The sequence below is a fragment of the Pseudomonas sp. 273 genome (genome assembly GCF_029201425.1).
In the GTDB taxonomy this organism is placed as follows: domain Bacteria; phylum Pseudomonadota; class Gammaproteobacteria; order Pseudomonadales; family Pseudomonadaceae; genus Pseudomonas; species Pseudomonas delhiensis.
Genome location: NZ_CP116775.1, coordinates 1,356,490 through 1,380,396, shown reverse-complemented (window position 1 = coordinate 1,380,396; position 23,907 = coordinate 1,356,490). Strand labels below are relative to the sequence as shown.

The 23,907-nt window shown below is 69.0% G+C and carries 22 protein-coding genes and 1 pseudogene; 9 read left to right on the top strand and 14 right to left on the bottom strand.

Features of this window, described 5'->3' with window-relative positions; genetic code table 11:
• Position 1: 1 nt before the first annotated feature.
• Entirely contained in the window at positions 2-955 is a 954-nt protein-coding gene (locus PKO50_RS06770; protein WP_275629188.1) for a helix-turn-helix domain-containing protein, read from the bottom strand.
• A gap of 121 nt (positions 956-1,076) precedes the next feature.
• Between PKO50_RS06770 and PKO50_RS06765 the strand changes: the two genes are divergently transcribed.
• On the top strand, positions 1,077-1,706 hold the full coding sequence (locus PKO50_RS06765; protein WP_275629187.1) for a cysteine hydrolase family protein: 630 nt from the start codon (positions 1,077-1,079) through the stop codon (positions 1,704-1,706).
• Positions 1,707-1,825: 119 nt separating this feature from the next.
• On the opposite strand, the gene PKO50_RS06760 is transcribed toward PKO50_RS06765, so the two are convergent.
• From PKO50_RS06760 to PKO50_RS06750, 3 genes are all read right to left on the bottom strand, one after another.
• Positions 1,826-2,350, bottom strand: coding sequence for a DUF2937 family protein (locus PKO50_RS06760; RefSeq protein ID WP_009623586.1), 525 nt, complete (start codon positions 2,348-2,350; stop codon positions 1,826-1,828).
• Between the two features lie 13 nt (positions 2,351-2,363).
• A complete protein-coding gene (locus PKO50_RS06755) occupies positions 2,364-3,137 on the bottom strand; it encodes a class II glutamine amidotransferase (protein ID WP_275629186.1) in 774 nt (257 codons plus the stop codon).
• 172 nt (positions 3,138-3,309) lie between these two features.
• Complete coding sequence (locus tag PKO50_RS06750) at positions 3,310-3,786, bottom strand: MFS transporter (RefSeq protein ID WP_089393638.1); 477 nt, start codon at positions 3,784-3,786, stop codon at positions 3,310-3,312.
• Positions 3,787-3,884: 98 nt separating this feature from the next.
• On the opposite strand from PKO50_RS06750, the gene PKO50_RS06745 reads away from it, so the two are divergent.
• Positions 3,885-5,936, top strand: coding sequence for a S9 family peptidase (locus tag PKO50_RS06745; protein ID WP_275629185.1), 2,052 nt, complete (start codon positions 3,885-3,887; stop codon positions 5,934-5,936).
• Between the two features lie 439 nt (positions 5,937-6,375).
• Here the strand turns inward: PKO50_RS06745 and PKO50_RS06740 are convergent, their stop codons facing one another.
• The gene (locus PKO50_RS06740) at positions 6,376-6,825 is read right to left on the bottom strand and encodes a YcgN family cysteine cluster protein (protein WP_089393640.1); all 450 of its coding nucleotides are present in this window, start codon (positions 6,823-6,825) and stop codon (positions 6,376-6,378) included.
• Between the two features lie 211 nt (positions 6,826-7,036).
• Between PKO50_RS06740 and PKO50_RS06735 the strand changes: the two genes are divergently transcribed.
• Positions 7,037-7,630 carry a nitroreductase family protein gene (locus PKO50_RS06735; RefSeq protein WP_109932436.1) on the top strand — a complete coding sequence of 198 codons (594 nt, stop codon included), beginning with the start codon at positions 7,037-7,039 and terminating at the stop codon, positions 7,628-7,630.
• 32 nt (positions 7,631-7,662) lie between these two features.
• On the opposite strand, the gene PKO50_RS06730 is transcribed toward PKO50_RS06735, so the two are convergent.
• From PKO50_RS06730 to rnd, 3 genes are all read right to left on the bottom strand, one after another.
• Positions 7,663-8,595, bottom strand: coding sequence for a D-2-hydroxyacid dehydrogenase (locus PKO50_RS06730; protein WP_109932438.1), 933 nt, complete (start codon positions 8,593-8,595; stop codon positions 7,663-7,665).
• 229 nt (positions 8,596-8,824) lie between these two features.
• On the bottom strand, positions 8,825-9,118 hold the full coding sequence (locus PKO50_RS06725; RefSeq protein WP_043312776.1) for a YcgL domain-containing protein: 294 nt from the start codon (positions 9,116-9,118) through the stop codon (positions 8,825-8,827).
• Entirely contained in the window at positions 9,115-10,248 is a 1,134-nt protein-coding gene (rnd, locus tag PKO50_RS06720) for a ribonuclease D (RefSeq protein WP_275629184.1), read from the bottom strand. The genes PKO50_RS06725 and rnd overlap by 4 nt, the downstream gene beginning before the upstream one ends.
• Before the next feature lie 141 nt (positions 10,249-10,389).
• Here rnd and PKO50_RS06715 point away from each other — a divergent pair, with 141 nt between their 5' ends.
• Positions 10,390-11,448, top strand: a complete 1,059-nt coding sequence (locus PKO50_RS06715) for an SMP-30/gluconolactonase/LRE family protein (RefSeq protein WP_275630432.1) — start codon at positions 10,390-10,392, stop codon at positions 11,446-11,448.
• 6 nt (positions 11,449-11,454) lie between these two features.
• Here PKO50_RS06715 and PKO50_RS06710 read toward each other — a convergent pair whose 3' ends face one another.
• A complete protein-coding gene (locus PKO50_RS06710) occupies positions 11,455-12,252 on the bottom strand; it encodes a lysophospholipid acyltransferase family protein (RefSeq protein WP_275629183.1) in 798 nt (265 codons plus the stop codon).
• A gap of 106 nt (positions 12,253-12,358) precedes the next feature.
• On the opposite strand from PKO50_RS06710, the gene PKO50_RS06705 reads away from it, so the two are divergent.
• From PKO50_RS06705 to PKO50_RS06695, 3 genes and pseudogenes are all read left to right on the top strand, one after another.
• A complete protein-coding gene (locus PKO50_RS06705) occupies positions 12,359-13,213 on the top strand; it encodes a sulfurtransferase (protein WP_109932442.1) in 855 nt (284 codons plus the stop codon).
• Positions 13,214-13,463: 250 nt separating this feature from the next.
• Entirely contained in the window at positions 13,464-13,943 is a 480-nt protein-coding gene (locus tag PKO50_RS06700; RefSeq protein ID WP_089393646.1) for a hypothetical protein, read from the top strand.
• 176 nt (positions 13,944-14,119) lie between these two features.
• Positions 14,120-15,398: pseudogene (locus tag PKO50_RS06695) on the top strand (outer membrane protein transport protein).
• 902 nt (positions 15,399-16,300) lie between these two features.
• Here PKO50_RS06695 and PKO50_RS06690 read toward each other — a convergent pair.
• From PKO50_RS06690 to PKO50_RS06675, 4 genes are all read right to left on the bottom strand, one after another.
• Positions 16,301-16,855, bottom strand: a complete 555-nt coding sequence (locus PKO50_RS06690) for a glutathione peroxidase (RefSeq protein ID WP_089393648.1) — start codon at positions 16,853-16,855, stop codon at positions 16,301-16,303.
• Between the two features lie 58 nt (positions 16,856-16,913).
• Positions 16,914-17,036, bottom strand: coding sequence for a hypothetical protein (locus PKO50_RS06685; RefSeq protein WP_275629182.1), 123 nt, complete (start codon positions 17,034-17,036; stop codon positions 16,914-16,916).
• Positions 17,033-18,229, bottom strand: coding sequence for an MFS transporter (locus PKO50_RS06680; RefSeq protein ID WP_275630431.1), 1,197 nt, complete (start codon positions 18,227-18,229; stop codon positions 17,033-17,035). Before PKO50_RS06680 ends, PKO50_RS06685 begins: the two co-directional genes overlap by 4 nt.
• 76 nt (positions 18,230-18,305) lie before the next feature.
• Complete coding sequence (locus tag PKO50_RS06675; RefSeq protein ID WP_275629181.1) at positions 18,306-18,722, bottom strand: MarR family winged helix-turn-helix transcriptional regulator; 417 nt, start codon at positions 18,720-18,722, stop codon at positions 18,306-18,308.
• Between the two features lie 150 nt (positions 18,723-18,872).
• Between PKO50_RS06675 and PKO50_RS06670 the strand changes: the two genes are divergently transcribed.
• Positions 18,873-20,693, top strand: a complete 1,821-nt coding sequence (locus PKO50_RS06670) for an acyl-CoA dehydrogenase C-terminal domain-containing protein (RefSeq protein ID WP_275629180.1) — start codon at positions 18,873-18,875, stop codon at positions 20,691-20,693.
• A 299-nt stretch (positions 20,694-20,992) separates the two neighbouring features.
• Here the strand turns inward: PKO50_RS06670 and PKO50_RS06665 are convergent, their stop codons facing one another.
• Positions 20,993-22,357: a DEAD/DEAH box helicase gene (locus tag PKO50_RS06665; protein ID WP_275629179.1), complete on the bottom strand. Its 1,365-nt coding sequence runs from the start codon at positions 22,355-22,357 to the stop codon at positions 20,993-20,995.
• Between the two features lie 134 nt (positions 22,358-22,491).
• On the opposite strand from PKO50_RS06665, the gene PKO50_RS06660 reads away from it, so the two are divergent.
• Positions 22,492-23,856 carry an MFS transporter gene (locus tag PKO50_RS06660; RefSeq protein ID WP_109936936.1) on the top strand — a complete coding sequence of 455 codons (1,365 nt, stop codon included), beginning with the start codon at positions 22,492-22,494 and terminating at the stop codon, positions 23,854-23,856.
• The last annotated feature ends 51 nt before the right edge of the window (positions 23,857-23,907 follow it).

Sequence of the window (23,907 nt, the reverse complement as noted above, 5' to 3'; positions counted from 1 at the left end):
CTCACCCCCGAAACGCCTGCCGATAGGCGCTCGGCGACACCCCCAGCGCCGCGCTGAAATGCTGCCGCAGCGAAGCCACCGAACCGAAGCCCGCCAGGCTCGCCACCTCCGGGATCGGCTGCTCGGTGGACTCCAGCAGCCGCTGCGCCAGGGCCAGGCGTTCGCCGCGCAGCCAGTCGCCCAGGGTGCTGCCGGTAAGCTGGCGGAAGTGCCGGCTGAAGCTGCGCCGGCTCATCAGCGCGCGTTCGGCCAGGCTGTCCAGGTCGTGGGGCCGGTCCAGGCGCTCGCGCACCCAGTCGAGCAGGCCGGACAGGCGGTTGTCCCGCGCGGTGGCCGGCAGCGGCTGCTCGATGAACTGCGCCTGGCCGCCCTGGCGGTGTGGCGCCACCACCAGGCGGCGGGCCTGCTGGTTGCTCAGGCCGGCGCCGCAGCGCTGGCGCAGCAGGTGCAGGCAGCAGTCGATGCCGGCCACGGTGCCGGCGGAGGTGAGGATCGGGCCATCGTCGACGTAGAGCACGTCCGGCTCCACCTGCACCCGCGGATAGTGCCGGGCGAAGAATTCCGCCCACAGCCAGTGGGTGGTGGCGCGGCGCCCATCGAGCAGGCCGGCCTCGGCCAGGACGAAGGCGCCCAGGCACAGGCCCACCAGTTGCGCGCCACGGGCCTCGGCGGCCACCAGGGCATCGAGCAGGGCCGGCGGCGCCGGCTCCGCGGGGTCGCGCCAGCTCGGCACTATCAGGGTATCGGCGCTCTCCAGCGCCTCCAGGCCGTGGCGCGTATCGATGGCGAAGCCGGCCGTGGTGTTCAGCGGCCCCGGCTCGGCGGCGCAGACCTGCAGTTCGAAGCGCGTGCGCGCCCCGCCCGGGTCGCCCTCGCCGAACACCAGGCAGGGCACCGAGAGGTGGAAGGGGCTGATCTGGTCGAAGGCCACCACGGCCACGCGGTGGGTTTCCATGGGCATCCTCCGGGCAAGGGTTTGGCCCGATTCTAGCGAAAGCTGTCTTGCGGGCCACTCACGCCGACCGCCGGCCCCTGCGCAGAATGGCCCCATCCCCACTCCAGCGGAGACACCCAGCATGAGCAACGCCCCGAAACGCGCCCTGATCGTCGTCGACGTGCAGAACGAGTACTTCAGCGGCAACCTGCGCATCGAATACCCGCCGGTCGGCGACTCGCTGCCGAACGTCCTGCGCGCCATGGACGCCGCCCACGCCGCCGGCATCCCGGTGGTGGTGGTGCGCCACCAGGCCCCGGCCGGCGCGCCCATCTTCGCCCCCGGCAGCCACGGCGTGGAACTGCACCCGCAGGTGGCCGGGCGCCCCCACGACCTGCTGCTGGACAAGAGCAAGGCCAGCGCCCTCAGCGGCACCGGGCTGGGCGACTGGCTGCACGAGCGCGGCGTCGACACCCTGACGATCGTCGGCTACATGACGCACAACTGCGACGACTCCACCGCCCGCCAGGCCGCCCACGAGGGCTGGCAGGTGGAGTTCCTCGACGACGCCAGCGGCTCGCTGCCCTACGCCAACAGCGCGGGCGCGGCCAGCGCCGAGGAAATCCACCGGGTGTTCAGCGTGGTGCTGCAGTCGTCCTTCGCCGCCGTGGGCAGCACGGCGCAATGGCTGGCGGCCGTGGAAAGCGGCAAGGCCCTGGAGCGCGACAACATCTACGCCTCCAACCAACGGGCCCTCGCGGCGCGGGGCTGAGGAAACGGCGGATAACGCCGTGGCGTTATTCGCCCTACCCGAGGACCATCATGGACGTAGGGCGAATAACCGTTCGCGGTTATCCGCCGCCTGACCGCACTCCCCGTCCCGCGCGGCGTTCAACTCCAATGCCGGCGCGCCACATTGCGGTTGTCACCCAACCCCGCCAGGGCCCCGACCGAAACGATCAGCAGCTCGACGATCCAGGCCAGCAGCAAGCCGCCGCCCAGGGCCCAGCCGATGGCTTCCGGCGCCAGCACCACCTGGTAGCTGTAGCCGTCCAGGGTTTCCTGCAGCAGCTCGCGGTTGGGCGCGCTCAGCAGGTGCCAGGCGCGGGCGTACCAGGGGCCCTGCAGGGCCTGCCATTCGTTGTCGAACAGCTTGGCGCGGCGCAGCAGGCGCTCGACGTTGTCGCCGTCGCGCTGGAACACCGGGTCCGGGCTGCCGCGGTAGTGCGCCACCAGGGCGTCGAGGTCGCCCTGGAAGTACTGGCCGGCGGTGTTGCGGTAGCCCTCCAGGGCCTGCAGCGCCTCCTGGCGGTGGGCGTCGACGCGGATCGAATAGTCCTTGATGAAGCCCGGCACCTGCACCCCGACCAGCAGGCCGAGGGCGAAAAGCACCAGGCGGATGTAGCTGCGCAACATGGGGGTCCCCCTCTCAGACGCGGCCCTGGTCGAGAATCTCGCCGCGCCACCAGAGCATCCATTCGCCGCTCTGCTGCACCGACCAGTGCTCGTTGTCGGTCAGCGGCTCGGTGGCGATCACCGTGACCACGTCGTTGGGCGTGGTCTCGGACTGGAAGTCCACGGTCAGGTCGGCGTCCTTCAGCCGCGCCGGGCCGAAGGGCGCGCGGCGGGTAATGTACGCGAGCTTGCTGGAGCAGAAGGTGAACAACCAGTCACCGTCGCTCAGCAGGCAGTTGAACACGCCCTTCTGCCGGTACTCGGCGCAGGCGGACACCAGGGTCGGCAGCAGCACCTCCACCGGCACCGGCTCGGGGAAGGCCCGGCGCACGCGGTTGAGCAGGTCGCAGAAGGCCGCCTCGCTGTCGGTGTCGCCCACCGGCCGGTACAACCCCGGCGGCGGTGCGAAGTCGGCCAGCTGGCCGTTGTGCGCGAAGGTCCAGTAGCGCCCGCCCAGCTCGCGCACGAAGGGGTGGGTGTTGGACAGGCAGACCTTGCCGACGTTGGCCTGGCGGATGTGGCCGATCACCGTCTCGCTCTTGATCGGGTAGCGCTGCACCAGGCGCGCCACCTCCGAGTCGACACTGGCGGTCGGGTCCTGGAACAGGCGCACGCCGCGCCCCTCGTAGAAGGCGATGCCCCAGCCGTCGCGGTGCGGGCCGGTGCGGCCGCCGCGCTGCATCAGGCCGGTGAAGCTGAAGACGATGTCGGTAGGGACGTTGGCGCTCATGCCGAGCAGTTCGCACATGGTCAGCGCTCCTGTGGCAGGCACAGGCCCGGCACGGACTGGAAGGTGGCAAGGGAAATCAGGCGCCGGCCTGGCGCGAAGGTCTGGGGCTGCATTCGGGCTCGTTCCGCTACGGCAATGCCGTCATGCTGAACGCCCATCCGGCGCCGCGCAAGGGCGGCGCCGGTTTCGCTCAGAGGCGCGGCTCGATGCGCATGCCGCGGTTGCCGGCGCGCTCGTCGGCGCGGCTGTCGTCCACGTCGGGCATCAGCTGCGGCTGCATGAGCTGGCGCATGGTCGGCTCGTTCTCCGCCTCGGCGCGCTGGCGGCGGTTGCGCGCGGCGCGCTCGATGGGCCAGCGCACGGCGACGAAGATCAGGTACACGACGAAGGCCGCCAGCAGCACCAGGGCCAGGTCGGAAACCGCGCGCCAGGCGTTGTTGCCCACCTTGAACAGCACGTCCAGGGCGGTGATGGCGATGGCCGGGGCGTATTCGTTGTTGGCCGGGTCCACCGGCGTCGGCGTGAACAGCAGCACGAGGACGATCACCCGCAGCGGTTCGCGCAGCCAGCGCCACATCCAGCCGGTCATCAGGAACCAGACGACCAAGAGTCCGAAAGCGGCGAACAGGTAGACGCCCCAGGCGAGTTGATAATCGTGTTCGTTCATGCGCGTGCGTGCGATGGCGGCAGAGGGGGGCTTATGATAGCCGCTTTTCCCCACGGGTGCGCAGCCGGGCGTCACCCCTGCCCCGCCAAGGAGCCGCCATGACCCACCGCCAGCCCCCCATCGCCCGCCGCGAAGCCGCCGCCGATCCCTACGCCTGGCTGCAGCAGCGCGACAGCGCCGAAGTGCTCGACTACCTCAAGGCGGAGAACGCCTACCTCGAAACCGAGCTGGCCGGGCAGGCCGAACTGCGCGAGCAGCTGTTCCAGGAGATCAAGGGCCGCATCCGCGAGACCGACCTGTCGCTGCCCTCGCCCTGGGGCCCGTGGCTGTATTACCAGCGCACCACCGCCGGCGACGAGTACCCGCGCCACTACCGCTGCCCGCGCCCGTCCGGCGACTCTCTGGTCGTGGACGAAAGCGCCGAGCAGTTGCTGCTCGACCCCAACGAACTGGCCGCCGGCGGCTTCCTCTCCCTCGGCGCCTTCAGCATCAGCCCCGACCATTCGCGCCTGGCCTACAGCCTGGACACCAGCGGCGACGAGATCTACCGCCTGTACGTCAAGGACCTGGCCAGCGGCGCCGTGGAAGAACTGCCCTTCGACGACTGCGACGGCAGCATGACCTGGGCCAATGACAGCCGCACCCTGTTCTTCGGCGAGCTGGACGAAACCCACCGCCCGCACAAGCTGTACCGCCACACCCTGGGCGAGCCCGGCGCCGAACTGGTGTTCGAGGAGCCCGACGGGCGCTTCTTCCTGCACTGCTACCGCGCCAGCTCCGAGCGCCAGCTGGTGCTGCTGCTGGGCAGCAAGACCACCAGCGAGGCCTGGGTGCTCGACGCCGAACAGCCGCGCGGCGACTTCCGCTGCCTGGCGCCGCGCCAGGAAGAGCACGAATACCACGTCGACCATGGCCTGCTCGGCCAGCAATGGACCTGGTTCATCCGCAGCAACCAGAGCGGCATCAACTTCGCCCTCTACAGCGCCAGCGAAGCGCAGCCCGACCGCGAGCACTGGCGCGAACTGATCGCCCACCGCGACAGCGTGATGCTCGAAGACGTCACCCTCAACCAGGACGCCTTCACCCTCAGCCTGCGCGAGGGCGGCCTGCCGATCATCGAAGTGCACGCCCAGGGCCAGGCCCCGCGCCGCGTGGAGCTGCCCGACGCGGCCTACAACCTGTATGTGCAGGACAGCCTGGAATTCCACAGCCAGGTCATCCGCCTGCGCTACGAGGCGCTCAACCGCCCGGCGCAGATCCGCCAGCTGGGCCTGCTCGACGGCGCCCAGCAGGTGCTCAAGGAAACCCCGGTGGAAGGCCCCTTCGACGCCGACGCCTACGAGAGCCGCAGGCTCTGGGCCAGCAGCGTGGATGGCGTGCAGGTGCCGATCAGCCTGGTGGCGCGCCGCGAGGTACTGCAAGGCATCGCCGCCGGCCGCCCGGCGCCGCTGTACCTGTACGGCTACGGCGCCTATGGGGCGAGCCTCGATCCCTGGTTCTCCCACGCCCGCCTGAGCCTGCTGGAGCGCGGCTTCGTCTTCGCCATCGCCCACGTGCGCGGCGGCGGCGAGCTGGGCGAGGCCTGGTACCGCGCCGGCAAGCTGGCGCACAAGCAGAACAGCTTCAGCGACTTCATCGCCTGCGCCGAGCACCTCTGCGCCGAGGGCTACAGCACTCCGGCGCAGACCGTGATCAGCGGCGGCAGCGCCGGCGGCCTGCTGATGGGCGCGGTGCTCAACCAGCGCCCGCAGCAGTTCGCCGCCTGCATCGCCGAGGTGCCCTTCGTCGACGTGCTCAACACCATGCTCGACCCGGACCTGCCGCTGACCGTCACCGAGTACGACGAGTGGGGCAACCCGCAGGAGCACGAGGTCTACGAGCGCATCCGTGCCTACGCGCCCTACGAGAACGTCTGCGCCCAGGACTACCCGGCGCTGCTGGTGGTGGCCGGCTACAACGACAGCCGCGTGCAGTACTGGGAAGCGGCCAAGTGGGTGGCCAAGCTGCGCGCCAGCAAGACCGACGACAACCTGCTGCTGCTCAAGACCGACCTGGGCGCCGGCCACGGCGGCATGAGCGGGCGCTACCAGGGACTCAAGGACGTGGCCCTGGAATACGCCTTCGTGTTCAAGGTGCTGGGCCTGTCATAACCGTAGGGCGCATAACGCCTAGGGCGTTATCCGCCGTCATCCGCGGGCATCGGTGTTCCAGCCATCGGCGGATAACCGCGAACGGTTATCCGCCCTACGGCGCTACGACCGAGCCATAACCGTAGGGCGCATAACGCCTACGGCGTTATCCGCCGTCATTCGCGGGCACCGGCGTTGCGGCCAGCGGCGGATAACCGCGAACGGTTATTCGCCCTACGGCGCTACGACCGAGCCATAACCGTAGGGCGCATAACGCCTACGGCGTTATCCGCCACCACTCGCGGGCACCGGCGTTGCGGCCAGCGGCGGATAACCGCGAACGGTTATGCGCCCTACGGCCTGCGCCGGGTCGATCGCGGACGGAGTCCGCTCCCACAGGGGAATGACGTGGGTGGGGCGGCGTAGGAGCGGACTCCGTCCGCGATTCTCCCAGGCGATATCACCCCGCCCGGAAGATCAGGTGCTCTTCCCAGTCGTCCTCGGCCACCGCGGTCTCGCTGAGCATCCGCCCGGACTGCGAGATGCGCTCGTGGTGCACCGCGTCGGGGTCGCCGCAGACCAGGTGGTGCCACAGCGGCAGGTCCTTGCCCTCGGCCACCAGGCGGTAGCCGCAGGTCGGCGGCAGCCAGCGGAACTCGTCGGCCTGGGCCGGGGTGAGCTGGATGCAGTCGGGCACGCTGGCGCGGCGGTTGGCGTAGTCGGTGCAGCGACAGGTCTTCAGGTCCAGCAGCTTGCAGGCGATGCGCGTGTAGTAGACGGTGCCGTCGTCCTCGTCCTCGAGTTTCTGCAGGCAGCACAGGCCGCAGCCGTCGCACAGCGACTCCCACTCCTGCTGATCGAGTTGCTCGAGGGTCTTGCGTTTCCAGAAGGGTTCGACTTTGGCGGCCATCGTTTTTCTAGGTGGGGCTTTTCACGGGGCGCCAAGTCTATGCCCAGGCGCCGCGCCGGCCAAGCGCAGGTGACCACCGGAGCGCTTGCCAGGGGCCGCGCGGCTGGGTAGCTTTCCTCCACCGTCAGGCCCGAACGGGCCGTTCGCTTCACTCACGATCCGCGATGCCCAGCCGTCCACGGCACCATCCCCTTTTCCAGCAGGAGCCGCCATGAGCGCCAATCCCCGCGTTGCCGACTACCCCATCGACCCGCAGTTCATCAATCGCTGGTCGCCCCGCGCCTTCAGCGGCGAGAGCATCCCCGAGGAAACCCTGCTGGGCTTCCTCGAAGCCGCGCGCTGGGCGCCCTCCTCGTTCAACTCGCAGCCCTGGCGCTTCCTCTACGCGCGCCGCGACACGCCGAACTGGCAGCGCTACCTGGACCTGCTGGGCGAATTCAACCGCGGCTGGGCGCAGAACGCCGCGGCGCTGGTGATAGTGCTGTCCAAGACCACCTTCGCCCCGCCCGGCTCCAGCGAAGAGAAACCGGCGCTCTGGCACACCTTCGACACCGGCGCTGCCTGGGGCTTCCTGGCCCTGCAGACGAGCCTGGCCGGCTGGCACAGCCACGGCATGGCCGGCTTCGACCGCGAGGCCACCCGCGTCGAGCTGAAGGTGCCGGACGACCACGAGATCCACGCTGCCATCGCCATCGGCAAGCTCGGCGACAAGGCGATCCTCCCGGAAAGCCTGCAGGCGCGCGAAACGCCCAGCCCGCGCCGGCCGCTGGAGCAGTTGGCCGCCGAGGGCGATTTCAGCCTGTGAGGGACAGGGCGCCCCGCGCGGGGCGCCCGACGTCAGTAGCCGCGGGTGAAGTCCACTTCGCCGCGCATGGGCTGCCCGGCCCAGAAGCGCGACAGGTTCTCGCGGAACAGCTCCACCATCGGCCCCGGCAGCGTCGGCGCGGCCGTGTGGCCGGTGAGCAGCAGCCGCGGCGCACTCCAGAACGGGTGCTGCGGCGGCAGCGGCTCCTGGCGGCAGACGTCGATGACGGCGCCGGCCAGGCGGTTGCTTTCCAGGGCGCTGATCAGGTCGGCATCGACCACCGCGACACCGCGCCCGGCGTTGATGAACAGCGTCGAGGGCTTCATCCGCTGGAACAGCGCCAGGTCGAAGATGTCCTGGGTGTCCGGGGTGTCGGGCAGCAGGTTGACCACGTAGTCGGCGGTCTCCACCAGGCGCGGCAGCTCGGCCAGCGAGCCCACCCGCTGGAACGGCTGCAGCGGCCGCGGGGTGCGCGCCACGCCGGTCAGCTCGACGCCGAAGGCGGCCAGCATGTGCGCCACGGCCAGGCCGATCTCGCCGGTGCCCACCAGCAGCACGTGGCGGCCACGCAGGCTGCCGGGCGCGCGGTCGTCCCACTGGCTGCCCACCTGGCTGGCCAGGCGCCCGAGGAACTGGCGCTCGTGGGCCAGCATGTAGGTCAGCAGGTATTCGCTCATCACCTGGCCGAAGATGCCCACCGCGCGGCTCAGGGCGTAGTCCTTGGGCAGGTCGTCGGCCAGCAGCGGGGTGATGCCGGCCCAGGTGGACTGCACCCAGACGGGGTGCACGCCCTTGCGCAGCAGTTGCGCCACCAGGTCGGGCTCGCCCAGCCACACCGGGCATTCGGCGGCGGCCTCGACGAGGTTGTCGGGTTTGTCGCCGGATACCACGCTGAGGCTGGGCTCGGCAGCCATGGTCAGCGCGGCGTAGAGGGTATGTTCGCGATCGAGGATGAGCAGGCGCATGGTTTAAATCGCACCCGTGGGGCAAGGCGGAGGCACGTTGGTTGGCATTGTCGTTATCGTCCCTGCGTGCAGCGGCGATTCTGTGCGAGTTGAACGGAGGGCCTGTAGACCGGCTGGAAGCCTAGGCGTTCCGCTTAACCAGGCATTTTCTGACGCAATAATGCTCTTGCACCCACAACTTGCACAGCAATTTCGCACCAATTCGCGTAGGCGTCGGCTTTTCGACGCCTCAAAGAGGATCATTCATCCGCAGCAGCTCTTCGGGCAGGTGCTCGATGTACTCCTCCTCCGCCGGCGGCATCTGCAGGTGGAAGCCCTGCTTCTCGATGTTCTCCAGCACCTTGTGGATATCTTCGCGGGCCAGCTTGCGCTCGGGGCTGAGCACCAGGTCGAAGGCGTGCTGCGGCGCGCCGAACGCCGCCAGCAGGGCCTCGGGCACGCGGCTCAGGGCCTCGCGCTTGTCGACGTACAGGTACATCTCGTTCTTGCGCGGGCTCTTGTAGATGGAGCAGATGCGTTTCATGGGCTCTCCGGGGTGGCCAGGCAATCCAGCAGGGCCTGGCCCATCAGTTCACGGCGCCAGCCCTGCAGGGAATCGGGCAGGCGGTAGGGGCCGTCGGGGTAGCCGCTCTTGAGCAGCGCCTCGAGAATCTTCTTGCGCAGCATCAGCTCCGGGGCCATGCCCTGGCGCTCGGCCTCGCGCTGGCCGACCTCGCGCAGCCGCTTGAGCAGCGGCGTCACCTCGCGCGGCAGCGGCTCGGGCAGCGGCTCGGGCCATTGCTCGGCGGGCAGCGCGGCGGCATGGGCGAGCAGCGCCAGCAGGGTGTCGCCATCCTGGCGCACGGTGCGCGGGTGCATCTCGTCGATGCGCGCCAGTGCCTGCTTGTCCTTCGGCTGCAGGCGCGCCAGCGGCCACAGCGTCTGCTCGCGCAGGATGCGGTTGCGCGGCTGGTTGCGCAGGCGCGCCTGCTCCTCGCGCCAGGCGCAGACCTCGCGCAGCACCGCGAGCTGCTGCGGGGCCAGCTTCCAGGCCAGCTTGACGTCGCGCCAGGCCTCGCGCGGGTCGCTGACGCGGGTCTGGTTGGCGACCAGGTCGGCGCCATCGGCCAGCAGCCAGGCCAGCTTGTGCTCGGGCAGGCGCGGCGCCAGCTTCACGTAGACCTCGGCCAGGTGCTGCACGTCCTCGGCGGCATAGCGCACCTGCATCTCGGTCAGCGGGCGCTGCAGCCAGTCCGAGCGCGTCTCGTCCTTGGGCAGGTCCAGGCCGAGCATCTCCAGCACCAGTTTGGAGTAGCCCATGGAATGCGCCATGCCCAGGTAGGCGGCGGCCAGTTGGGTGTCGAACAGCGGCTGCGGCAGGCTGCCGGTCAGGCGCTGGAAGACTTCCAGGTCCTCGCCGCAGGCATGGAACACCTTGACCACCGAGGGCGCCTCCAGCACCTCGGCGAAGGGCGTCCAGTCGCGGATCAGCAGCGGGTCGATCAGCCACGCCCGCTCGCCGTCGCCGACCTGCACCAGGCCGGCTCCGGGGTAAAAGGTATCGACGCGCATGAACTCGGTATCGAGTGCCAGGTACGGCCGTTGTTTCCAGTCCCGGCATTGCTGCGCCAGGCTGGCATCGTCGCGGATCCACCGGATATCGAGGGCGCTCACGAACATCTCCTTGCTTCACGTAGGGCGCATTATATCGGGCCGGATGATGTACGAGCATTCCGCTTTTGCCTACAAGGCTGTACAGATGCGGACGAAGGCTTATCTTTCCCGCCCCAGGATCCCCGACAAGAAGCCTTCATGATGAAGAAACTCGCAACCCTGCTGGTATTGCTGATCGCTGCCGCCGCGGTCTACCTCGCCATCACCCCCAGCCCCATCGACCCCGTGGCCTGGAACCCGCCGCCGGCGCCGCCGATGACCGGCGTGCTGGAGCCCAACGACACCCTGATGAAGGCCGAGCTGCTCGGCCTGGGCCAGGTGAAGGGCCCGGAAGACACCGCGGTGGACGCCCAGGGCCGCCTCTACGCCGGCCTGGACGACGGCCGCGTGGTGCGCCTGGACAACGGCCAGGTCAGCACCTTCGCCGAGACCGGCGGCCGCCCGCTGGGCATGGATTTCGACGCCCAGGGCAACCTGATCGTCGCCGACGCCTGGAAGGGCCTGCTGAAGATCGACCCCCGGGGCCAGGTCAGCGTGCTGGCCACCGAGGCCGACGGCGTGCCCTTCGCCTTCACCGACGACCTGGACATCGCCAGCGACGGGCGCATCTACTTCAGCGACGCCTCCAACCGCTTCCGCCAGCCCGACTACATCCTCGACTACCTGGAGACCCGCCCCCACGGCCGCCTGCTGCGCTACGACCCGGCGACCGGCAAGGCTGAGGTGCTGCTCAAGGACCTGTACTTCGCCAACGGCGTGGCGCTGTCGGCCAACGAGGACTTCGTGCTGGTCAACGAGACCTACCGCTACCGCATCGCCCGCTACTGGCTGAAGGGCCCGAAGGCCGGGCAGCAGGACATCTTCATCGACAACCTGCCGGGGCTGCCGGACAACCTCCAGGGCGACCGCAAGGGCACCTTCTGGGTGGCCCTGCCGACGCCGCGCAAGGCCGACGCCGACTTCATCCTCGGCCAGCCCTGGCTCAAGCGCCAGCTGACCAAGCTGCCGCGGGCGCTGCTGCCCAAGCCGGTGCCCTACGGGCTGGTCATCGCCCTGGACGGGAACGGCCAGATAGTGCGCAGCCTGCACGACACCAGCGGCCAGCACCTGCGCATGATCACCTCGGCCAAGCCGGTGGGCGACTACCTGTACTTCGGCAGTCTGGAAAACGACCGCATCGGCCGCCTGAAGCTCCGCTGAGGCGCCTCAGCCCAGCGCCAGCGGCTCCTCGCGGGCCGCTTCGGCGCACTTCGCGGCGCCCGGCTCCAGCAGTTCCTGCATGCGCCCGCGGACTTCGCCCATCAGGGCTTCCAGGCCCTGCCCGCGGAAGGCCGCGGCATCCACCGGGCGGCCCACCAGCAGGTCCACCGGCTGACCCAGGTTGAGGTCGAAGGTGCGCGCCGGCAGCACCCGGTGGATGCCGCGGATGGCCACCGGGACGATCACCGCGTCGGTGTCCAGCGCCAGGCGGAAGCAGCCCTTCTTGAACGGCAGCAGGCGCCCGTCGTCCGAGCGGGTGCCCTCCGGCGCCGCCCACAGCACGATGCCGCTCTCCATCATTTGCCGCGCACGCTGCAGGTCGTCGCGGGCGCGCTGGCCGTTGTGCCGGTCGATGGAAGGGAACTCGGCGGCGCGCATGGCCCGGCCGAGCACCGGGATGCGGTACAGCTCGCGCTTGGCCAGCATGCGGATCGAACCGGGCAGCGCGGCGAAGCTGGCCGGGATGTCGTAGTGGCTGGAATGGTTGCAGAGGATCATGTAGCGCCGCCCGTCGCCGAAGTCCGGCATGGCCCCGTGCACGCTCAGGCGCATGCGCACCAGGCGCAGCAGCAGGCCGGACCACTGGCGGGTGTAGCGGTCCACGCGCTCGCGGCGCAGGCGGCCGATGGCGGCCAGGGACAGCACCAGCAGGCTGTAGTAGAGGGTGATCAGGCCGGTCGCCAGGGCGATGGCGCAGACGCGCGCCCGCGAGGCCGCCTGGGTCGCCGGTTGCAGACTGGACATGGGCGAAAACTCCATCGGATCGAAGAAAGCCGCCGCAGACCGGCGTTTTCCATTGCACAAGCCTTATGATGCGCGAGGAAACCGTCACGACACAGGAACCCGCACGATGTCACTCGCCCGCCTGCTCAGCCCGCAACAACTGGCAGCCCGCCTGGACGAACCCGGCCTGCTGATCCTCGACTGCCGCTTCGCCCTGGACGACCCGGGCTACGGCGCCCGCGTGTTCGCCGAGAACCACATCCCCGGCGCCCAGTACGCCGACCTCGAGCGCGACCTCTCCGCGCCGGTGGTCAAGGGCGTGACCGGCCGCCACCCGCTGCCCGACGCCGATGCGCTGATCCAGCGCCTGCGCGCCTGGGGCCTGGACAACAGCGACGAGGTGGTGCTCTACGACGACGGCCCCGGCGCCTTCGCCGCCCGCGCCTGGTGGCTGCTGCTGTGGCTGGGCAAGCGCGACGGCGTGTACCTGCTCGACGGCGGCATGAACGCCTGGCGCGCCGCCGGCCTGCCGCTGACCACCGCCGAGCCGGCGGTGCCCCGGGGCGCGTTCCACGGCGAGCCGGACAACGGCCTGCTGATCGACGCCGGCGAACTCTCGGCGCTGCTCGCCGACCCGCAGCTACCGCTGATCGACGCCCGCGCCGAGCCGCGCTTCCGCGGCGAGGTGGAGCCCATCGACCCGGTCGCAGGCCACATCCCCGGCGCCCAGTGCGCGGCCTTCACCGACAACCTCGGCAGCGACGGCCGCTTCCTGCCGCCGGCGCAGCTGCACCAGCGCTTCGCCCACCTGCTGCGCGGCCGCCCGGCCCAGGAGCTGGTGGCCTACTGCGGCTCCGGCGTCACCGCCTGCCACAACCTGTTCGCCCTGAGCCTGGCCGGCTACCCCCTGGGCCGCCTCTACGCCGGCTCCTGGAGCGAATGGATCACCGACCCGCGGCACCCGGTGGCCACCGGCGCCTGACGCCCCGCCCCAGGCCGCATCTGGCGCGGCCCGGGGCTCCTTTCCCGACGCGGTAACCCATTCCCGGTTAATCACATCGAGGAATATGCCTGCGCTGCAGAAAGTCAAAACAATTTAAAAACAGTCCTTTACAGCGGATTTGTCGCACTACACTTCAAATCGAGCGGCTAAGTCCGCTTACGGCGGGGCCCAGGAGAACATCAGAAGCTGCCAAGACGCCCAGCCCCGCCGTTCATTGAGGGACAAGACCATGGGAATCGCCGCCTGCGACCTGCGACAGCACGTCATCCGGCCCACCCTGCTGTACCTGGAACGTCACAGCGGGGAGGCCGAGGCGCTGTTGCTGGGAGCGGCGGCCTGTCAATCGGCGCTTGGCAGCAGCCTGGACAACGGCCACGGACACGGCCTGTTCCGCATCGACGAATACCGCCACCAACAGCTCTGGGATCGCTACCTGGCCCTGGACCCGAACCTCGCCAGCCGCGTGCGCGGCCTGGCCAGCCAGCACGCCTTCCTCGACGCCCCGCACCTGGAACTGACCGTGAACCTGCGCTACAGCACCGCCATCGCCTGGATGCTGGTGGAGGCCCAGCGCCTGCCACTGCCCGCCCCCACCGACCACCTCGGCCAGGCCAGGGTCTGGCGCCGGGTGTTCCGGCCCCATGGCCACCTGCGTGATTTCCTCGACGCCTGGCAGGCATACATCGGCGATCCGCTGCTCGCGGCCTGACCTCGATCAATGACCGATCAGTCAGCTTTCATTTACATACATTAACGAAGCTAAAGGCTCGCCCAACGGCGGCCCTTTGCGCGCAAAAGCCCGACGTAGAGCCCCTTTGGGGTACTACCAAAGGCCTGGGAATCTTGGTAGCTTGCGCGCCGTTGACCACAGGAGTTGCTCTTACAATGAAAACAACATGGCTCAAAACCACCCCTCGCTCTGACCATCAGCGCTGCCTCTGCCCAGGCCCTGGCCAACGGCATCGCGATCAACGAACAGAGCGCCAGCGGCGCCGGCACCGCCTACGCGGGCCGCGCTTCCTCGGCACTCGACGCCAGCACCATCTACGGTAACCCGGCCGGCCTGTCCAAGCTCAAGCGCACCGAAGTCAGCGGCGGCCTGGCCATCGTCGACGCCAAGGACGACATCAGCCAGGCCCACGGTGGCGGCACCGGTACCAACAAGGGCGACTCGGTTCCCCTGGCCGCCGTTCCGTTCGGCTACTTCTCCACGCCGATCAATGAAGACTTCACCTTCGGCCTGGGCATCTACGTGCCCTACGGCATCATCAACGACTACGAAAGCGGCTTCCAGGGCCGTGCCCACGGCTCCTACAGCAAGGTCCAGGTGATCACCGTCCAGCCGACCATCGCCTACAAGTTCAACGATGTCGTGTCGGTCGGCTTCGGCCCCACCTTCAACCGCATCGACGGCAAGCTGGAGAACTACCTGGCCACTGCCGGCCTGGCCGGCGCCGCCAACGACACCAAGATCAGCATCAAGGGCGACGACACCGCCATCGGCTACAACGTCGGCGTGCTGGTCACCCCGACCGACAGCACCAGCCTGGGCCTGACCTACCACTCCAAGGTCGACTACCACCTGGGCGGCCACACCACCGTGTCCGGCTCGCCGCTGGGCCTGTTCGACTCGCGCATGGACGCCAAGCTGGACATCACCCTGCCCGAGTCGGTGGACATGTCCATCACCCAGAAGCTGGACGACAAGTGGACCGTCTACGGCGGCACCACCTGGACCCGCTGGAGCCGCCTGAAGGAAATCAGCGTGCGCAACCAGGGCGCCCCGGTCGCCCAGTTCAACACCATCGGCGAAGAGCTGAACTGGCAGGACACCTGGTCCGTGGCCGTCGGCACCTCCTACCAGCTGACCCCGGAATGGGTGCTGCGCACCGGCTTCGCCTACGATCCGTCGCCGACCAGCAACGCCGACCGCAACGTGCGCATCCCGGTGGGCGATCGCAAGATCTTCACCCTGGGCGCCGGCTGGTCGCCGAACGCCGACCTGACCGTCGACATGGCCTACGCCTACCTGTGGGAAAACACCGCAGGCGTGAACCAGCCCGACGGCCCGAGCGTCCTCGGCCTGAACGTACAACCGGCCTATAGCGCCAAGTACGACAACAGCGCCCACGGCCTGACCGCGCAAGTCACCTATCGCTTCTGATAGGCGCGAGCGCACGGGGAGAAGCCGGGCAGATGCCCTGATGCTGTTCCCTTGAAGAATGCCGTTTCTTCCCATGGGAGAAACGGCATTTTTCATAGGGGGCTTCGTTTGCTGTTCTGGCCCTGCACTCCGATCCCCAACGCGTGACCCAATGGCTTTAGGGCTTGGTGTAGCGCGCCGCTCCGAGTGTTCGGATGTCTCTTGTTTCGCCCCCTCGGGCGAGTCACTTCTTTCAAACGCCAAAGAAGTAACCAAGAAGGCTTGCCCCGACATACGGGCCCGATGAAGCCGGGCTACCCTCACGAACTCCCCCGCCACGGAGGCCCGCCCCGACAGCACGTCCCTGTGCTGATCGGGGCTCTAGCGACATCCATGTCGCATGACCTCCTGAGCGCCGGTTTCGCTCGGCCTCCTGAAGGGGCGTTCCGGTGCGCTTGGACGTTTCTCTGGAAGTCCAAAAAACCAGAGCAAGAGCGGGCGTGCTCTTCGTAGGAGCGAGCTTGCTCGCGAATGGCGTTTCCCGGCAGCTGCGGTGTTTTGAATCGACTCCGCTCCCTCTCCCTAACCCTCTCCCTGAAGGGAGAGGGGACCGTTCGGAGTGCTTGGGTATTCGTGAGTCAGCCGGCAACGCCGAAAGCTTCCGGCTGAAACCATGCTTTCTCTCGGCACGGACAAGCCCCCTCTCCCTTCAGGGAGAGGGCTGGGGAGAGGGCTCTCTTTGCAGAGCCCCAACCTCCGCCTCAACCCCATCGGAAATCCGTTGGGCGTACTCCGTCCGCGATTGGATTCACCGGCTAACTCTGAACGACCCCCTCTCCCTCCGGGAGAGGGGCTGGGGTGAGGGCGCGGAGCCAAGCTTGCCACCCACAAGCTGAACCAAACATCCCCCAGCTCTTCCATCTTCACGGCTGGCTGGCGATGGCCTTCTCGATGGCCGCCTGCAAGGCCGGATCATCCGGCTTGGTCAGGCTGGGGAACTGCGCCACCACCTTGCCCTGGCGGTCCACCACGTATTTGTAGAAGTTCCAGCGCGGCGCCTGGTCGGCCTGGCGCGCCAGCTCGCGGAACAGCGGGATGGCGTCGTCGCCGCGCACCGGCTGCACCTGGGTCATGTTGAAGGTCACGCCGTAGTTGCCGTAGCAGACCTGGGCGGTCTCGGCGGCGTCGTCGGCTTCCTGCTTGAAATCGTCCGAGGGCACGCCCAGCACTTCCAGGCCCTGGCCCTTGTAGCGCTGGTAGATCGCCTCCAGGCCCTTGAACTGCGGGGTAAAGCCGCAGTGGCTGGCTGTGTTGACCACCAGCAACGGCTTGCCGGCGTAGAGCCCGCACAGGTCGAGGTCGACCTTCGAGCGCAGCTTCTGCAGGTGCCCCTGCTGCGCCAGCAGCGGCGGGCAGTCGGCGGCCTGGGCGGCCAGCGGCAGGCAGCACAGCAGGCCGAGGAACAGATGGCGGGACATGGCGATTCTCCTTCTTCGATCGCAGGACGCTACTCCCCTGCCCCGCGCTCGGCAATCCTCAGAAGCAGTGGCCCAGGCCCGCCTGCAGCAGCGCCAGGCCGCCATGGCGCCAGCCCCACCAGGCCAAGCCCAGCAGCGCCACGGCCAGCAGCGCCGCGCCCAGGCGCAGGGCCGGGCTCATGCCGCCTCCGCGGCGCCCAGGCGCGCCACCGGGCGTTCGCGCACCGGCCAGTTGAGCAGGCCGGCGAGCAGCGAGAGGAGGATCGCGATCCGCCAGACCAGGTCGTAGTTGCCGGTGTGGTCGTAGACGTAGCCGCCCAGCCAGCCGCCGAGGAAGGCGCCGATCTGGTGGAAGAGGAAGGTGATGCCGCCGAGCATGGACAGGTTGCGCACGCCGAACAGCGTGGCCACGGTGCCGTTGGTCAGCGGCACCGTGGACAGCCACAGCAGGCCCATGGCGATGCCGAAGGCGTAGGCCGTCCACACCGTCAGCGGCGCCCAGAGGAAGGCCAGGATCACCAGGCCGCGCACCAGGTACAGGCCGGTCAGCAGCTTCGGCTTGCTGAAGCGCCCGCCGAGCCAGCCGGCGATGTAGGTGCCGAACACGTTGAACAGCCCTACCAGCGCCAGCACCGTGGTGCCGACGGTGGCCGGCAGGTGGCGGTCCACCAGGTAGGCCGGCAGGTGCACGCCGATGAACACTACCTGGAAGCCGCAGACGAAGAAGCCCAGCGACAGCAGCCAGAAGCCGGAATGCCCGCAGGCCTCGCGCAGCGCATCGCCCAGGGACTGCTCGTGGGACTGCGCCGGCAGCGGCTTGTCGCGCATCAGCCCGGCCAGCGGCACGATCAGCGCCACCAGCAGGCCCAGGGCGAGCAGCGCCGCCGACCAGCCGAGCCAGCCGATCAGGCCGAGGGTGCCGGGCAGCATGGCGAACTGGCCGAAGGAGCCGGCGGCGGCGGAGATGCCCATGGCCATGCTGCGCCGCTCCAGCGGCACGGCGCGGCCGACGGCGCCGAGGATCACCGAGAAGGAGGTGCCGGACAGGCCGATGCCGATCAGCAACCCGGCGGACAGCGACAGGCTGGCGGCGGAGTCCGCATAGCCCATCAGCACCAGGCCCAGGGCGTACAGCAGGCCGCCCACCAGCACCGCGCGGGCCGCGCCGAAGCGGTCGGCCAGGGCCCCGGTGAACGGCTGGGCGATGCCCCAGATGAGGTTCTGCAGGGCGATGGCGAAGGCGAACACCTCGCGGCCCCAGCCGAACTGCGCGCTCATGGGCGCGAGGAACAGGCCGAAGCCGTGGCGGACGCCCAGGGACAGGGCCAGGATCAGGGCGCCGGACAGCAGTATCCAGAAACCCGCACGCGACAGCTTGGACATTGTTCTTCTCGCTCCAACAGGGGTATATACCCGCATTCATCCAGACAAAGGCCCTTGGCAAAGGGGCTCAATCGAGGGCTTCCAGCTCCCCCAGCAAGGCCATCAGCTGCTCGCGGCGTTCCGCGCCCAGGCGTTCGTACATCCGCCGCTGCGCCGCCTCCCACGGCTGCGCGCCCTGCTCCAGGCGCTCGCGCCCGGCGGCGGTGAGCAGCACCAGGCGGTTGCGCTGGTCACCGGCATCGCCCTGCAGCACAACCAGGCCCTCGGCCTGCAGCGGCCGCAGGTTGCGGCCCAGGGTGCTGCGGTCCAGGCCCATGGCCTCGGCCAGCTCGGAAATGCTCGGTTGCTCCAGGCGCGCCAGGTGGCGCAGCAGGGAAAACTGCGCGACCGTCAGCCCGATGCCCTGCAGGGCATCGTCATAGACGCGGGTGACACCACGGGCGGCACGGCGCAACTGGGTGCAGAGGCATTGGGTGATCAGCATGATACGTGTATATACCCGCGATACCCGCGGCGGTCAATCGCGATGACGGTCGATTGTCCGATCTGCCAGGCGCCGGCTGTTGCCGCTGCCAAGGCCAGGCGGGGTGCGCGGCCGTATAACTGCGCCCACAGTCCCCCCGAGATCACCCCGATGCCCGTCTACAAAGCCCCGCTGCGCGACACCCGCTTCCTGCTCAACGAGGTCTTCGACTTTCCCGAGCACTACCGCAACCTGATCAACGGCGCCGAAGCCACCCCGGACATGGTCGACGCCATCCTCGGCGAATGCGCGAAGCTCTGCGAGGAGGTGATCGCCCCGCTCTACCACTCCGGCGACGAGGAAGGCTGCCACCTGGAGAACGGCGAGGTGCGCACGCCCAAGGGCTTCAAGGAGGCCTACGACGCCTACGTGGCCGGCGGCTGGCAGGGCCTGTCGCACCCGGTGGAATACGGCGGCCAGGGCCTGCCGATGAGCCTGGGCGCGCTCAAGCAGGAGATGCTCGGCACCGCCAACTGGCCCTTCTCCATGTACCCGGGGCTGTCCCTGGGCGCCATGAACACCCTGATGCAGCACGGCACCGAGGAGCAGAAGCGCACCTACCTCACGCCCCTCACCGAAGGCCGCTGGGGCGGCACCATGTGCCTCACCGAACCGCAGTGCGGCACCGACCTGGGCCAGGTGAAGACCCGCGCCGAACCCCAGGCCGACGGCAGCTACGCCATCACCGGCACCAAGATCTTCATTTCCTCCGGCGAGCACGACCTCACCGAGAACATCGTGCACATCGTCCTGGCCCGCCTGCCCGACGCGCCCAGGGGCACCCGCGGCATCTCGCTGTTCATCGTGCCCAAGTTCCTGCCCGGCGAAGACGGCGGCCTCGGCCCGCGCAACGGCGTGAGCTGCGGCGCGCTGGAGAAGAAGATGGGCATCAAGGCCTCGGCCACCTGCGTGATGAACTTCGACGAGGCCCGCGGCTTCCTCATCGGCCCGGCGAACAAGGGCCTGGAATGCATGTTCACCTTCATGAACAGCGCGCGCATCGGCACTGCCATCCAGGGCGTGGCCACCGCCGAGCTGGCCTACCAGGGCGCCCTGGCCTATGCCCGCGAGCGCCGCTCGATGCGCGCGCTGTCCGGCACCAAGGAACCGGAACAGGTGGCCGACAGCCTGATGCACCACGGCGACGTGCGGCGCATGCTGCTGACGCAGAAGGCCGTGGCCGAGGGCGGCCGCGCGCTGGTCTACCTGGCCACGCAGTATGCCGACAAGATGATCCAGGGCCTGCTGAGCAACGACGACGCCGAGTACGAGCGCTGGGACGACAAGCTCGGCTTCCTCACCCCGATCCTCAAGGGCTGCCTCACCGAGCTGGGCCTGGAAAGCGCCAACCTGGGCATGCAGGTGTTCGGCGGCCACGGCTACATCCGCGAGCACGGCATGGAGCAGATCGTCCGCGACGCGCGCATCGCCACCCTCTACGAGGGCACCACCGGCATCCAGGCCCTGGACCTGCTGGGGCGCAAGGTGCTGCTGATGACCCAGGGCAAGGCGGTGCGCGACTTCACCAGGGTGGTGGCGAAGTTCGCCACCGGGCTGCTCCGGGAGGAACCGGCCATGCGCGGCCGCGCGCTGACGCTGCTCAAGCTGTGCGCGCAGTGGAACCTGCTGACCCTGCGCATCGCCCTGAGCGCCCGCAAGGAGCGCGACCTGGTGGGCACGGCCAGCCACGACTACCTGATGTTCTCCGGCTACGTGGCCCTGGCCTACGCCTGGGCGCTGCAGGAAGCCACGGCGCGCAGGCGCCTGCGCCAGGGCGGCAGCGAGTCCGGCGACTTCTACAAGGCCAAGATCGCCACCAGCGACTTCTACTTCGCCCGCCTGCTGCCCCGCGCCAAGGGCCACGCGGCGGCCATGGGCAAGCCGGTGCGGTCGGTGATGGGGCTGAAGGCGGAGCATTTCGCCTTCGAGTGAGTCGGGACGCCCGCCTATCGCGGACAAAGTCCGCTCCTACAGGGGAATGCCGTACCTACGGGGGCGTAGGAGCGGACTCCGTCCGCGATTTCGCGCGCGGGCCGGAGCACCGTAGGGCGTATAACCGTTCGCGGTTATACGCCGTTGGCCTGAGGGCGCCCTCTCCCCAACCCTCTCCCTGAAGGGAGAGGGGGCCGTTCGGCGTGGGCGAGAAATTCGGCGTCAACCTGTAGGAGCGGGCCCTGCCCGCGATTTCGCGCGCAGGGCGCGCTCCTACGAAGAGCCTCGGTGCCGAGAACTTACTCGGCAGCCGGCTTCCTGCGCTTGAGCGGCGCCATGCCGTCGTTGCTGACCACCGCGGACGGCGCCGCCTTCGGCTTGTTCGCCGGCTTGCGCCTGGCGGCGGGCTTGGCCCCGGCCTTCTTGCCGGCGTCGGTCTTTTTCTTCTTGGTGCCGGCGGCCTTGCCCGAGGCCTTGAGCTTCTTCGGCCCCTTGTAGCCGGCCTTCAGGCCCGGAATGCTGCGGGCCTCGAAGCGCAGCTTGAGGTAGCGCTCGATGCTCGACATCAGGTTCCAGTCGGTGTGCGCCACCAGCGAGATCGCGGTGCCGGCGGCGCCCGCGCGGCCGGTGCGGCCGATGCGGTGCACGTACTCGTCGCCCTTGCGCGGCACGTCGTAGTTCACCACCAGGTCCAGGTTGTCCACGTCCAGGCCGCGGGCGGCCACGTCGGTGGCGATGAGGATCTTCACCGCGCCCTGCTTCAGGCGCTCGATGGCCAGCTTGCGGTCCTTCTGGTCCTTCTCGCCGTGCAGCACGAAGACCTTGTGCCCGGCGGCGATCAGCCGGCCGGTCAGGCGGTCGGCCTGCACGCGGGTGTTGGTGAAGACGATGGCCTTCTCATAGGGCTCGTTCTGCAGCAGCCAGAACAGCACGGCTTCCTTGTGCTCGCCCTCGTCCACCAGGATGACCTGCTGGCTGACTTCCTCGTTGATCTCGCCGACGCGGTTGAGCAGCAGGTGCTCCGGCTCGCGCAGCACCTGCTCGATCATCTCGCGCAGGCCGCTGCCGGCGGTGGCGGAGAACAGCAGGGTCTGGCGCTGCGCCGGGCACTGGCCGGCGAGCTTGAGCACGTCCTCGGCGAAGCCCATGTCGAGCATGCGGTCGGCCTCGTCCAGCACCAGCACCTCGACGTCGCCCAGCGGCAGGTTGCCGGCGTTGAACTGCTCGTTCAGGCGGCCGGGGGTGCCGATGATGATCTCCGGGTTCTTGCGCAGGCGCGCGCCCTGCACCTTGAAATCCTCGCCGCCGGTGATCAGGCAGGCCTTGATGAAGGTGAACTGGGCGAAGCGCTCGACTTCCTTGAGGGTCTGCTGGGCCAGCTCGCGGGTCGGCAGCAGGATCAGCGCGCGGGCGCCGCTTCTGGGCTTCTCCTCGCTGAGCAGGCGGTGCAGCAGCGGCAGCACGAAGGCGGCGGTCTTGCCGCTGCCGGTCTGCGCGGTCACGCGCAGGTCGCGGCCCTCCAGCGCCTTCGGGATGGCCGCGGCCTGGACGGCGGTCGGCTCGGTGAAGGACAGGGTTTCCAGCGCCTTGAGCAGGCGTTCGTGGAGGGCGAATTGGGCGAACAAGGCAGACCTCGGGAAGACGAAAGGAACAAATAGCTGCATAGCGTAACGGTTGCCGCGCGCGCGCGCAGGTTTTATTCGCCGGTCGCGATCCGCACGCCCCGTGTCGCCCTCGGGCAAGTCCGCCGCCGGGGCCCATCCCAGACTGGCCGCAGGACAGCCCGAGGAGTGTCGAGATGCCGCATCGCCCCACCGCCGCCGAGCGCCTCGAGCGCCTGCCGCTGAGCCCCTACCACCGCCTGATCTTCGTGATCATCGCCCTGGCGTTCTTCTTCGACTCCATGGACCTGGCGATGATGACCTTCCTGCTCGGCTCGATCAAAGCCGAGTTCGGCCTGTCCAGCGCCCAGGCCGGGCTGCTGGCCAGCTCCAGCTTCTTCGGCATGGTGCTGGGCGCGGCGCTGTCGGGCATGCTCGCCGACCGCTTCGGGCGCAAGCCGGTGTTCCAGTGGAGCATCGTGCTCTGGGGCCTGGCCAGCTACCTGTGCTCCACCGCCGGCGACGTGCAGAGCCTGACGCTGTACCGCGTGCTGCTGGGCATCGGCATGGGCATGGAGTTCCCCATCGCCCAGTCGCTGCTCTCGGAGATGATCCCGGCCAGGGCCCGCGGCCGTTACATCGCGCTGATGGACGGCTTCTGGCCGCTGGGCTTCATCGCCGCCGGCTGCCTGTCCTACTTCGTGCTGCCGGTCGCCGGCTGGCGCAGCCTGTTCCTGCTGCTGGCCTTCCCCGCCCTGTTCGTGCTGGCCATCCGCTTCATGGTGCCGGAGTCGCCGCGCTGGCTGGAACAGGCCGGGCTGGCGGACAAGGCCGAACGCTCGCTGCAACGCATCGAGGCGCGGGTGATGGCCTCGCTGAAGCTATCCAGCCTGCCCGAACCGCAGCCGCTGGCGCGTCCCGAACCGAGCCGCCCGGGCTTCTTCAGCGCCTTCGCCGAACTCTGGTCGCCGGCCTACCGCAGTCGCACCCTGACAGTCTGGAGCTTGTGGTTCTTCGCCCTGCTCGGCTTCTACGGCCTGACCTCCTGGCTCAGCGCCCTGCTGCAGCAATCCGGCTTCGCCGTGACCCAGTCGGTGTACTACACGGTGCTGATCTCCCTGGCCGGCATCCCCGGCTTCCTCTGCGCCGCCTGGCTGGTGGAGCGCTGGGGGCGCAAGCCGAGCTGCGTGCTGATGCTCCTGGGCGGCGGCGCCATGGCCTACGCCTACGGCCAGACCGCGGTGTTCGGCGGCAGCCTGGCGCTGCTGATCGGCTTCGGCCTGGCCATGCAGTTCTTCCTCTTCGGCATGTGGGCGGTGCTCTACACCTACACCCCGGAGCTGTATCCCACCTCGGCGCGCGCCACCGGCTCGGGCTTCGCCTCGGCGGTGGGCCGGGTCGGCTCGCTGCTGGGGCCCACCATCAGCGGCCTGGTGCTGCCGGTGGCCGGCCAGGGCGGCGTGTTCACCCTCGGCGCGCTGTGTTTCCTGGTGGCCGCCGCGGTGGTCTGGGGCTTCGGCATCGAGACCCGCGGGCGCACCCTGGAGGAGCTGGCAGGCTGAAGTTACATTTCGGAAATTTCCTCCCCGCCCCAGCCGCTACAATGCCGCACT